This window comes from Cuspidothrix issatschenkoi CHARLIE-1 (genome assembly GCF_002934005.1).
GTDB lineage: Bacteria > Cyanobacteriota > Cyanobacteriia > Cyanobacteriales > Nostocaceae > Cuspidothrix > Cuspidothrix issatschenkoi.
Genome location: NZ_PGEM01000024.1, coordinates 103331 through 116081, shown reverse-complemented (window position 1 = coordinate 116081; position 12751 = coordinate 103331). Strand labels below are relative to the sequence as shown.

10 protein-coding genes are annotated in these 12751 nt (G+C 38.8%); 5 read left to right on the top strand and 5 right to left on the bottom strand.

Annotated features, from left to right (window positions below):
* Nucleotides 1-520 precede the first annotated feature (520 nt).
* The gene (locus CUN59_RS03650; protein ID WP_104386548.1) at nt 521-802 is read left to right on the top strand and encodes a YiaA/YiaB family inner membrane protein; all 282 of its coding nucleotides are present in this window, start codon (nt 521-523) and stop codon (nt 800-802) included.
* Between the two features lie 254 nt (nt 803-1056).
* Here the strand turns inward: CUN59_RS03650 and dnaN are convergent, their stop codons facing one another.
* The 4 genes from dnaN to CUN59_RS03630 form a co-directional block, all read right to left on the bottom strand.
* Nucleotides 1057-2208 carry a DNA polymerase III subunit beta gene (gene dnaN / locus CUN59_RS03645; RefSeq protein ID WP_104386561.1) on the bottom strand — a complete coding sequence of 384 codons (1152 nt, stop codon included), beginning with the start codon at nt 2206-2208 and terminating at the stop codon, nt 1057-1059.
* Between the two features lie 144 nt (nt 2209-2352).
* Nucleotides 2353-3087: a DUF1995 family protein gene (locus CUN59_RS03640; protein ID WP_104386547.1), complete on the bottom strand. Its 735-nt coding sequence runs from the start codon at nt 3085-3087 to the stop codon at nt 2353-2355.
* A gap of 175 nt (nt 3088-3262) precedes the next feature.
* Nucleotides 3263-6142, bottom strand: a complete 2880-nt coding sequence (locus tag CUN59_RS03635) for a cation-translocating P-type ATPase (protein ID WP_104386546.1) — start codon at nt 6140-6142, stop codon at nt 3263-3265.
* 193 nt (nt 6143-6335) lie between these two features.
* Nucleotides 6336-7496, bottom strand: coding sequence for an AI-2E family transporter (locus tag CUN59_RS03630; RefSeq protein WP_104386545.1), 1161 nt, complete (start codon nt 7494-7496; stop codon nt 6336-6338).
* 250 nt (nt 7497-7746) lie between these two features.
* On the opposite strand from CUN59_RS03630, the gene CUN59_RS03625 reads away from it, so the two are divergent.
* The 4 genes from CUN59_RS03625 to CUN59_RS03610 all read left to right on the top strand — a co-directional run bounded on the left by CUN59_RS03625 (nt 7747) and on the right by CUN59_RS03610 (nt 11787).
* The gene (locus CUN59_RS03625; protein WP_207765358.1) at nt 7747-8109 is read left to right on the top strand and encodes a hypothetical protein; all 363 of its coding nucleotides are present in this window, start codon (nt 7747-7749) and stop codon (nt 8107-8109) included.
* A 320-nt stretch (nt 8110-8429) separates the two neighbouring features.
* Entirely contained in the window at nt 8430-9845 is a 1416-nt protein-coding gene (locus tag CUN59_RS03620; RefSeq protein ID WP_104386560.1) for an LCP family protein, read from the top strand.
* Nucleotides 9846-10033: 188 nt separating this feature from the next.
* Nucleotides 10034-10465 (top strand): VOC family protein, encoded by a 432-nt coding sequence (locus tag CUN59_RS03615; protein WP_104386543.1) that lies wholly within the window; start codon nt 10034-10036, stop codon nt 10463-10465.
* A gap of 443 nt (nt 10466-10908) precedes the next feature.
* A complete protein-coding gene (locus tag CUN59_RS03610) occupies nt 10909-11787 on the top strand; it encodes a phytanoyl-CoA dioxygenase family protein (protein WP_104386542.1) in 879 nt (292 codons plus the stop codon).
* Between the two features lie 176 nt (nt 11788-11963).
* Here CUN59_RS03610 and CUN59_RS03605 read toward each other — a convergent pair whose 3' ends face one another.
* Nucleotides 11964-12569, bottom strand: coding sequence for a lipase family alpha/beta hydrolase (locus CUN59_RS03605; protein ID WP_104386541.1), 606 nt, complete (start codon nt 12567-12569; stop codon nt 11964-11966).
* Nucleotides 12570-12751 lie beyond the last annotated feature (182 nt).

Genomic DNA, 12751 nt, shown 5'->3' with positions numbered 1-12751 from the left:
AAATCCAGTTTTTCATAAAAATCAAATCCCCGACTTCTGAATATTGTTGATAAGTACCTGAGCAAAATTAATTTAACATTTTTGGAAAAAAGAAAAATCTCTGTATTCCTTATCTGTTCCCTGTTCCCTGTTCCCTGTTCCCTCTCCAAAATATAAAATTTATTTTGCACGACTACTTAATTTATTAACATCATCAAAGAAGAAGTCGGGAATATCACCCAACCTACTTAAAAATTTGTATTTATTACACATACAAGCATTGGTTCACACCAGTGCTTTTACTTATGATCATTTTTATGCAAATTATGATTGATTTGTCTGCAGTCTGACGCACCCTACAACAGATTTTTTGTGTGCCACTTGCAAAACTGGTACAAATTTTGTACCCATAACTTCTGTATTTTCTGTTCTTTTCCTGATTTTCAGTGAGTACAGTTACGGAACTGGTAAGTTACTCCTGACATTTTTTTACTAATACATAGAATGGTGTTAGTAGGAAGTAAATTAAAAAGTGAAAAATATGCAAACATATAATCAACAAAAAGATAGTGCTGCGTGGATTTTTCAAACATGGGCATCTTTTATCTTATCTATTTCTATAACTACCTTTGGGATTGTCAATTTACCTGTAGATAATTGGATAAAAGGATTTATGGGTATGGGTCTAGCTTTTTCTGTTGGTTCTACTTTTACTTTGGCAAAAACTACCAGAGATTTATATGAAACAAAAAGGATTACTTCCCGCATTGAAGAAGCAAAAGTTGAGAAGTTGCTTTCTCAGCATGATGCTATTTTGAAATAAGACTTTTTGATCAAGAAGTGGTTCTAGGAAACATGGAAAATCAGGGGTTTAGCGTTGCGCTTTATCCCTATTTTATTAATTAGGGGTTGCTGAAAAAGTCTTTTCGTGAGGGCTAGGAGTCAGGAGGAAGAATTAGGAGGAGATAAGAATAGTCTCGAATCTGAATACAAGTCAATGAAAATTGAAGGGGTTATATCCCCGATTTCTTCAAGAAATCGGGGATCTTGTGCTATGAAAAATTTAGGATGAATAAACTAATTTCTCAACTGTACAGGCATAGCTAAATAGGTCATTTTTAAACCACCCAAGGGAGTAAAAATAACTGGGGTTAAACTCTGATTTAAGTGCATTTGAATTTCTGAAGATGGTAATTCTTTTAACCCTTCCATGAGATATTTGACGTTAAAAGCAATGTCTATATTTTCTCCAGATATTTGGGCTGGCATTGATTCTGTGCCACTACCAACATCTTGGGCTTCACAAGATAGGGTTATTTCTTGATTTTCGTTATCAATGCTGAGTTTAACAATATTATTCTTTTGATCTGCTAACACTGCAATTCGTTCTAAGGTGCTGATAAATTGCTTTCTTTCTAATGTAACTTGGCGTTCAAATTGGCGAGGAATTAATTGCCGATAGGCGGGATATTGTCCTTCTAAGGTGCGGCTGGTTAATCGTTGATTTTGCCAAGCAAATACTACTTGTCCTTGATCTAAATATACGGCTACGGTTTGTTCTGAATTGGCGTGTTGCCCTAGCATCCGTTGTAGTTCTCGTAATGCTTTGGCAGGTACTGTTACTTCTACTTGTTCGCTACCCTCTACAGGACGTTCATTTGTGGTTTCTAACACTGCTAAACGGTGTCCGTCGGTGGCGGCAAATTCTAAGGTGTCTTGTTTGAGGGTTAAATGTACACCGGTGAGAACTTGCTTGGTTTCATCGGAACTTGTGGCAAATAAAGAACCTTTTAAGCCTTCAATTAGTGCCGCAGTTGTGAGGTGAATTGCTTCGGCATTTTCCACAATTGGTAATTCGGGAAATTCTTCTGCACCCATAGCCCGAACTTGATACTTGCCGCTTCTGGGTTTGAGAGTAACAATTATACCTTCTCCGCCTATATCTCCTAATTGACTATCAAGGGTAATTTCCCCTTCTGGTAGGCGTGAGGTGATGTCTACCAGGAGTTTGGCAGGGAGGGCAATTTCTCCACCTTCTAATACTTCGGCTGTAAAACTGGTACGGATACCTAAACTGAGATCAAAGGCGGTTAAACTAACTTGATTGGTTTTGGCATCTGCTTGTAATAAGATGTTAGCCAGGACTGGGTGAGTGGGTCTGGATGGGACTGCACGACTGACTAGGGACAGGTTGCTACTGAGATCACCTTGAGAACAAATTAATTTCATCTTTAAATTGGATAATGGGGGAATTGATAATTGGTAATGGGTAATTGGTAATGGGTAATTGGTAATAACCGTTGTACCCATCACCGGGAATTTTAGATTTTAGACGAAAAAATCGTAAATCCAAAATCGAGTGATGTTATTACCCTAATTGCTTAAAGCTTTGATAAATCGTTGTAAACTCTTAAACACACTGGGTTTTTTGGTGGGTGTGGTGTCGCTGGTGTTTTGGGTTTGTCCCCCCATGAGAATTGCGTCTAATTCGTCACCGGAGGGTTTTTTAGGCAGTTCGGCAACTTGTTGATATTCACCTTGTGTTTCTAGCCATACTTCCCATAATCCAGGATAGCAACGGAACAGGGCAGATTGATCGTCTACGGGACGGATATAGTAACAAGATTCGATGGTGCTGATGAAGCGACGACGGGTTTCTCTGGCTGTATAACCGATACCGACTACGCTGGAGTCTTCTAGGCGAGGTACTAACATGATGACGGGGCGATCGCCTATAATTTCACACAGCTTTTCTAATTGTGGGACTTCTACCGATGTGGGGGCGATAAATAGGAAAATTTCATCTTCTGGCTGAATTTTACTTTCTAAGGATGCAACCCGTCCTGTACCAATATCTTGAATTTTGAATTGTGCATCTTTCCAATCACGACGGGCTAAAGCAGCCGCGCCAGCATCAGCAAAGAAGACTTTGAGACGGGATTCATATTCAGTAAACAGGGGGACAAACTGTTCTGCCACTGTCATGAATTTGAGTTCTGGAAATAATAAATCAACTTGAATGCGAGTGATACCATCAGCTAAAGCTGATTTTACCGCTGCCGATGATTGAGCGATCGCATCTTCTAAGGTTTTGGGTAGTTCAGCCATAGTTTACAAAGTCTTGAGGTCAATATTTAATTACAGCAGATTCTGGGTTTATAAGGTACAGTAGCAGTAATTTGTAAACTAGTTTTTGAGATATTCAGGATTAATTAAGTCAAGTGCCATTTTAACTAAACCATCTACTCGATATAGAGTCTTGGCGCAAATTGTTTGAAAAACGCTATAAACTACCTCTATCTGGCTTTGCCTGAACTAACTGTATTGAATTATAATTTACTTTTCTCGCAATTTTCTTTCTTAATTCATCAGCTATTAAAATTAACGGTGGACAAAACAATAACATCAACAAATATGATGGTTTTAAAGCTGCTGTCGAGAAGATTTTTTGCAAAGTAGGAGAATAAATAATTGAGAGAATTAATAACCATTCCACCCCAATTCCTGCCCAAATTAAACGGTTAGTAAAAAAGCCCAAACGCAAAATAGAAAACCGTTCCGAACGACAAGCAAAAACGTTACCATCTTGACAAGCCACAATTACCGCTAAAGTCATTGTCGTGGCTTGGTGATAAATGGCCATTGTCGCCGCATTAGCTGAGTGCGATAAAATACTAGGACTGAGTGCCTGTAATTGCGGAAGGTTATAACCATTTGACCACCAAACAAAGAAAAATCCTGCCATCCCTGCTAAACCTTCCAGCAGTCCTAAAAGGCAGTAAGCACGGAGCAATAAAGGTAAATCTAACAGTGCTTGGGATTTTTTCCGGGGTGGTAACTCCATTGAACCAGTTTCCGGTTTTTCTGCCCCTAATGCTAGTGCCGGCAGCATATCTGTACCCAAGTCAATGGCTAATATTTGTAAAATTACTAATGCTGGCGGTATTTTTAGAAACACCATTGCTAGGAAAGGTAAAAACTCCGCCATGTTGGAGGCGAGAATATAAGTCATGAACTTGCGGATGTTTTGATACACCGCCCGACCCTGTTCAATTGCAGAGACGATAGTGGCAAAATTATCATCTATCAGCACAATATCCGCAGCTTCACGGGCAACATCTGTACCGCTAATTCCCATGGCTATGCCGATATTTCCAGCCCGTAAAGCCGGGGCATCGTTAACACCATCGCCGGTAACAGCGACGATATGACCAAGGGTTTTATAGGCTTCAACTAATCTGAGTTTCTGTTCTGGTATGACTCTGGCAAATACTAACCCGGTTTTGTGCTTGTGGATGATTTGCCGTAATTGCGTATCAGAAAGGTGTCCTAATTGTTCACCAGTGATAATTCTGGGTTTATCATTTGCTAAACCAATGCGTTGAGCGATCGCCGCAGCAGTTAACCCATAATCACCTGTAATCATAGTAACTTGAATGCCGGCACGATGACAAAGAGCGATCGCATCCGCAACTTCTGGACGTGGTGGATCAATCATCGCCACCAACCCCAGAAAAGTCAAATCCTGTTCCAACAAATTATTATCTAGGTGATTTAATTCCCCCCCACCTTGCCTTGTCGCCACCCCTAATACACGATAACCTTGACTTGCTATTTGATCATTAGCCGCCACAACTTCCTCGCGCTGAGTTTCCGTCAATTCCAGCTTTTCCTCTGGATGCCATAAATACCGGGAATGCTGCAACACATCTAAAGGCGCACCCTTAGTAAAAATCACATACTCGCAATTTTCAACATTATCTAACTGCAAACTACCTGCTAATAAAACCGTCATCATCCGCCGGTGGGAATCAAAAGGAATTTCCCTAACCCTTGGTGCTTGGTGTTGCAACTCCTCCAACTTCAACCCCGCCTTAATAGCAGCCACCAATAACGCCCCTTCCGTAGGATCACCCAAGACTTGCCATTGATGAGAATTAGGGGGATGATTTAACCGCGCATTAGAACAAAGTGCCGCACCAGCCAACATTAACCGCACCTGAGACATATCCCTCAAACCCTCATTTCTCTGCACCTCTGCGGTTCCTAACTCTTCCGTAATAATTTCTACTTCTCCCTTGGGTTCATAACCCACCCCAGTCACGTTAATTTGAGTATTGGGAATCCATAATTGGCGGACAGTCATTTCATTTTTAGTCAAAGTCCCAGTTTTATCGGTGCAAATAACAGTTGTTGCACTCAGAGTTTCCACCGCAGACAAACGCCGCACCAAAGCATTCTTAGCGGCCATGCGTTTGACACCAATGGCTAAGGCTAGACTGACAGTAGGTAATAAACCTTCGGGAACAAATGCCACAATAATGCCAATGGCAAAAATGAAACTTTCTTTGAGTTGCATTCCTACTAGCAACTTAGTGAGTAAAAATATCACCACCCCCATACTTAAAGCAATGATGGTAATGATGTGAACCACCCTAGAAATCTGCACTTCTAAAGTGCTGGCTTCCCGCTTGACATTGGCTGTAAGATGGGCGACTTGACCAAATTCCGTATGTGTGCCTGTGGCATAGACTACTGCCAAACCTCGACCAGCGGACACGGTAGAACCTGCAAATACTAAGTTACTAGCTTCTGAAGCATGGATATTTGCGGCGGTGACAGATTCACTAATGCGGGGAACGGGCAAAGATTCCCCTGTGAGTACGGAAGCATCTACATATAGAGACTGACTTTCAATTAGTCTGGCATCAGCGGAGATTTTATCACCTTCTTCTAACTGCATGACATCGCCGCTAACTAACTCACGGGCAGCAATTATACATAATTTCCCATCCCGAAAAACTTTAGCTTGGGAAGGTAAGATTTTTTTCAGGGCTGATAAAGCTTTTTCCGCTTGATATTCCTGCCAAAAACTAAAAATAGCATTAATCCAAATTACTGCCCAAATTGCCCAACCTAATTCTGGTGTTTGGGAAATAAAAGCTAATATTCCCGCTACCCACAACAGCAAGGCCATGAAATGGGTTAATTGGTCGGTAAAACGGAGAATTAAAGGGCGTGTTTGGGGTTCAGGAAGTTCGTTATAACCGAATTGTTTTAATCTTAAGTTTGCTTCTGCTTCGCTGATACCTTGAGGAGTAGTTGTTAGAGTCTTGTAGACATCTGTAGGTGTCAGCGTCCAAATATGAAAGTTGGAATTCATACTCTCGGTATCAATCGGGCTTCGATATTCTAGATGCTAAGTCTATACCTTTTCATCTGTCTGAGGTCTTGTCTGAATCAGGATATCCGAGATGTTGTTTAAAAGTATCATGTTTTGAATTTTGATTGTCCATGTTTATCTGTGTTTATCTGCGTTGAATTGTTCTGGTATTACTGTTACATTACTGATTTTTTTAAGAAATACTCAGAGAATTATTCGCTTCTATTTTCGGAGATGCTTCTGGTGTTATAGGTGCAGCCATATCCCCTGGGGAAGATTCTTCTGTATCCAGATGTAAAACTGGAGAACGAATGGCCGTAATAACACTTTTAATCACAACAGCACAGGGGACAGCCACGATTACCCCTAATAGTCCGCCAATTCTCGCTCCAGTTAAAACAGAAATTAAAATCCAAACTGGGTTTAAGCCAGTAAAACTACCTAAAATCCGGGGTGCAATCAGATTTTCGAGAATTTGCTGCACAATAACGGCGGCTATTAATACTCTCACCCCCATAGAAACATCTTGCAGCGAGACTAAAGAAGTTGTCAGGGCGATACCCACAGAACCACCAAAGGGGATGAGAGCCATAACTCCGATTGTTAACCCAAATAATAAACCAAAAGGCACTTTCAACCACAAAAAGGCAGGAATGAGGGCAGAAGCCATACAGGTTGATAAAATTAATTGGGTGATAAAAAAGTTTTGAAAGCTGAGGCGGACTGTTTTGGAAAAAGGGGCGCGAAATTTAGAAGGCAGCCATTCTACTAAACTTTGCCACAGTTCGCCGCCATGCTGTAAAAGGTAAAAGGTTAATACCATTGTCAAGAGAAAATCTAGCAAACTGGTTAAAGTCACAACAGCTAGATTTAGTGCTTGTCCTGCTATGGCCTGTAGTTGTCCTTTTACGCGATCGTTAATTTGTGCTGCTAAGGCATCGAGATTAATTGGTAAACCTGCGTTTTCGGCTTTTTCATTCAGGAACATCAACTGAGAACGGCCAGAGTCAATTAATTCCGGTAAACGTGCTACTAGTTGTTGAGCTTGAGTTAAAGCCAGGGGAAACAGGGTGACACCGAGAGCAAGGAGAATAGATAAAGCTAACAAGAAGACTAAAATAGCCACCTGTTCCCGTTTAGCTCCGTGAGCTTCCATCCAACTTACGGGATAATTGAGTAAAAATGCTAGTACGGAAGCTCCGACTAAAATAACTATGAGAGAATGAAAATAATCGAAAATTGCGGCAATAGCCCAACCATTGAGAACTAACAGAGGAGCGAGGAGTGCGATCGCTAAAAATCTCGTTAGGGGTGTCAGTGTTTGCCACCAATCAAGTAGCTGACGTGTCTGCATTTTTAAGTAATTACACTATAGAACTAAGGTGATTTTTTCTCTAACAGAGTATGATTCTAATTTAGGCAGTTCATACGCAATTGATAATACAGCAGATTGCCGATCCAAGAGAGACAGAATCTAAATTGAAACCTATACACCAAGCCAGTTTTACTCCTTTACGGGCAAACGTCCGTTCACCCCTCCTGTTATTATCTCTAACTTAATGAATTTTATTTACCATCTCTAGTTTATGATCACATCAACGAATATGGATAAACCACCCCTAAAACATACAGATACCTCAAAAACCCAACTAATTCTCTACCTAATTCCCATTATCGGCTTTTTTCCCTCTCTTTGGAATCTTTATGTCCGTCAAGGTAGCCCGGAACAAATGTCTATTAGCCGTTTATCTATTACTCTAGCTTTTATCTGGATGTTAGGTTATCTATTATTAGCAACTGGAGCAACTTCTGATTTTTGGACATTGCGTCTTTTAATCCTCAATACTTTCCTAACTTCAGGTTATTTTTCAGTCAGTGTTTGGTTAATTTTGCGGGTGCTGCAAGGTAAATCTTCCCGTTTACCAGGATTTAGCAATTTGGCAGAGCGCCTATGGCGGAAGTATTGATCGGGCAAGAGGCAGAAGGCAGAAGGCAGAAGGCAGAAGGCAGAAGGCAGAAGTTCAGAAGTTCAAGAGTTCAGGAGGAAAGAGGAAGATAATTTTCTCCCCTGCCCCCGGTTGTTGAGCGACTTGTACTGAGCTTATCGAAAGCCGAACCACTGCACCACTCCCCAACCTCCTCCCAAGTAAATGTAATTGAAGATTATGATATTTAGCCGTTTTCTATAGCAAACTTGATGAGGAGTTAGTTATTATAGTCTGATTTGTTTTAGATGTATTGGGTCAGCACATTTAATTTATTTAAAATCGTAGGTGAGAGGAAGTCTGTGACTAGTCAAAAAACATCAGCCGCACAACAAAAAGCCGCACAATCTCAATATAATCGTAAAAATTCGCGTTCATCCAAATCCAGGCGGTGGCTATGGTTTGCGGTGGGTATGGGTGGGATTGCCATAGTATCAGGATTGGCAGGAGCGTTATTGGCAGTTTCTTGGGAAAGTACACCTTTACAACAAGCTCAACTTAGTGATCAGGAAGCAGCCGTATTTGATACTGATCGCATCTCTGGCAATGGGTTACAATTTTCCCAACTCACTCGCCCTGTCAATATCCTGTTAATGGGTATGAGTGTCCTGCCTCCAGATTTAGAAAACCCCCCAACTGATACTAAAAGTCTGGGTTATTTACCCCAAATCAACTCCTTTGACGGTCTTTCTGATGTCATGCTGTTGGTCAAATTTGATCCAGAGACACAAAAAATAGTCATGCTTTCTGTTCCCAGAGATACCCGCACAGAAATTGAAGGGCATGGAGTGAAAAAAATTAACGCTGCAAATGTGGATGGTGGCCCGGCTTTAACTGCAAAAACCGTCAGCAATCTTTTAGGCGGAGTTGCCATTGATCGCTATGTTCGCATTAATGTTTTAGGAGTAAGTAAGTTAATTGAAGCTTTGGGTGGTGTAAATGTCTATGTTCCCAAAGATATGAAATATCAGGATGATTCACAGCATCTATATATTAATTTAAAAGCGGGACAACAACATCTCAGTGGTGAACAAACACTGCAATTATTACGTTATCGCCATGATGAACTAGGGGATATTGGTCGGATTCAGCGCCAGCAAATGGTATTGCGTGCTTTAATTGAACAGACTCTTAACCCGACAACTCTGACGCGAGTACCAGAGATTCTCAATGTTGTAAAAGAAAATATTGATACCAACTTATCCGTTGAAGAATTAGTTGCATTGGTCGGTTTTGGTTCGCGTACCAATCGCTCAAATATGCAAATGTTGATGTTACCTGGACGATTCAGCGAAAAAGGCGAATTCGATGCGAGTTATTGGATACCTCAAAAACGAGGTATTAATAAATTAATGTCCCAGCACTTTGGTTTAGAAACAACACATTTAGAAGATACATCAGCTACTCAACCTAGTCAGTTACGCATCGCTATTCAAGATAGTACAGGCATCAATCGCTCTCAATTACGCCCACTAATTAAAACACTGGAAAAAGGTGGATATACAAATATTATGATCTCTAAATCCTGGGGACAACCCCTAGATGTAAGTCATATTGTGGCACAACAAGGTGATGGAGATAGCGCCGAATCTATACGCAGTCTCTTGGGTTTTGGGGAAGTGAGAGTAGAAAGCACTGGCAATATTAGTTCAGATATTACTATCCAAGTGGGTAAAGATTGGTTTCAAAATCAGGCTATTTTCCAAAATTCTCCCTAATCATCATTTGAGTGTTAATTTCCGATTCATCCTTGAGAGTTTCAGATCTCCGACTTCTTTGAGAAGTCGGGGAGCTTATTGTTAAGGTTGGTAACAGGTAATCACCTTGATAGATGTTTTCTCCGTATTTACTTATCTTTACATATTTTGGTTTTTTCACGCCAACTTACTTAACATAGTAAATTCATATGAACCAAACCATATTTCATCTTGCCTTCCCTGTCTCTAATATCCCCCAAACCAAAGCCTTTTATATTGATGGTTTAGGTTGTACACCCGGACGAGAAAGCGCCCATGCTTTGATTCTCAACCTCTATGGACATCAATTAGTAGCCCACATCACTAAGAATATCTTAACACCTCAAAAGGCAATTTATCCCCGACACTTTGGACTAATATTTACTGTTGAAGATACTTGGCAAGAATTATTAACAAGGGCAAAAAACAAAGATTTGAAATTTCGAGAAGAACCTAAATACCGATTTAATGAATCTATTCTAGAACATCGGACTTTCTTTTTAGAAGATCCTTTTTATAACTTAATCGAATTTAAGTATTATCGCTATCCAGATGCAATTTTTGGTAATGCTGAATATACTGCAATTGGTGATATGACTTAGATACCACCTTCCGCACCCCCTGGTGTCACAATCGGTAATTATGGCTAACGCCACGCTCCGCTATCGGGTTTCTGAATACCTTTGAGGATAATTTTAATACAAAATAGTCTAAATCTTAGGTGGCGATAGCGAAGTGCTGTTGCAAGCAGTTTGCCCATCTCAAATCCCCAAAAGACCATTTTTCGTTGTGTGACAGTTTAGGGTGCAGAAGGTGGGTTAGATATCAAAAAATGAATTAGACATATTAATACTAAAAAGATTGTAAATTGAGTATTTTTACTCGATTTCTTATGTACATTTTTAGTAATAAAAGCAAAACTCTATATAACAAGTATCATCAGGATGATTTTTTTCACTATTAAAATAGATATCTTAATCTTAATTATATTAATAGATATTCATAATTGTGAAATTAATTGCCAATAATATAAGGATAATAATTTGTGGATAAAATTTTGCTAAAAATTCGCAAAAAAATATTAAGAACAATTGATCAACACCCATTTACAAAATATCAAGTTGATTACTTTTATCAAAAAGCTATAGACAAACATCTGAAAAATCTTCCTACTCTTTCTCCAGAGGACATTGATTTGATCGAGATTCTCAAAAAAGAAGGAGTTGTCATTACTACATTGGAAAAATTGAGAATTACATCTACTATGGAAATGCTTGAATCTGCCCAAAGCTTAATGCCAAAAATAGCACAAAATACATTTTATCACTCAGATCAAATTGTTATTCATGCTACTCCACAACAAATAATGGAGCATCCAAAAATTTTTTTTTGGGGACTTGAACAACGATTACTAAATATCATTGAAAATTTTCTTGGTCTACTAGTAGCTTATCAAGGTGTCTATTTTCGTCGAGATATTGCTAATCAATTGGAAGCAGGTTCAAGGTTATGGCACATAGATCAAGAAGATCGGAAAATTTTAAAGATTATCATTTACTTAAATGATATTACAGAAGAACATGGACCATTTCAATATATTTCTAAATCTTTGACATCAACAATAGCTGACACTTTAAAATATACATCTGGTTACATTCCAGATAAAATTATGCAAGGAATTATATCTTCAGCAATTTATCAATCATGTACAGGAATGGCTGGTACAGTAATAATTGCTGATACTGCTAGTATTTTTCATCGCGGTAAACCACCTATAACTTCAGATAGATTTACGCTATTTTTTGATTACACTACTAGACGACATAAACAAGCATTACATGGTACATCTACTTTACCATATAAGGATTTACTTGTATTGAGTCAACATCTTTCAGAATCACAAAAAAATTGTATTTTTTGGTAAAGGAAAATTCATTAACTCTCTTCCATTAAACTGGGAATCACACAAATAATTTCCTAATTTTGAAATCCAGATTTGATAAAGGTTTGAACATTTTATTACTAACAAAATATGGCGAATATTGAGAAATATTAATAAATTGTCAAAACCCTTGTTAGATAAACGTTTGAAATTTTACATTACCTAGAGTCATGGCAGAGGTTTAATATATTTCCTACAATTGTTAAAGTTCTAGAATCCGTTAACATTAAAGGATGTAATAATACTGGTACAGTGATTTCTTGGCCTATACCAAGTTGTGAACTTTCTGCGGGGATAATCATTAAATCATAGGGTGTCCAAATAGATGTAAAATTCAATTTGTTTAACATCTGCACATCAGAGTTTAAATCATTGAGAAAATCACTATTAGGACGCATTTGCACAGCACCACTATGCCAAGTACCATAGGCAATGACAGTTCCTTTATGGGGTGAAGAAATGGTAATAAATTGCTGTACTTTATCTATTCCCCCCAAGCGCTGAATATAATAACGACTAACAATTCCTCCCATGCTAAAACCAACTATATCTAATGGTTGTTCGGGTGCAAAGGTAGCAGCTATATAATTAGCTACCTGCTGGGCTAATTTATCTAAAACCTCAGAACCATTATTAGGTCGTAAATTCACAGTATACACAGACAAACCGCACTGTCTAAGATACAATGCCATTTTATCGAAAACCGCCCCAGTATCATTAATTCCATGCACTAATAAAACGGGATTTTGCTGTTTTGTTGTCATCATCTTAATTCTTTATAATTGTCAACAATTTAACTCAGTATTTTACCTAGTAAAAGACAAAAAATGACAGTTTGGGAAGTGAGCAATAATTAATATTAAGATTTATTAAGTAAATTCTCAGAATCTTATAGTTATAATAAGATTTAATAATTAATTTGCGTTATTTACCAGTTACCAGGCTT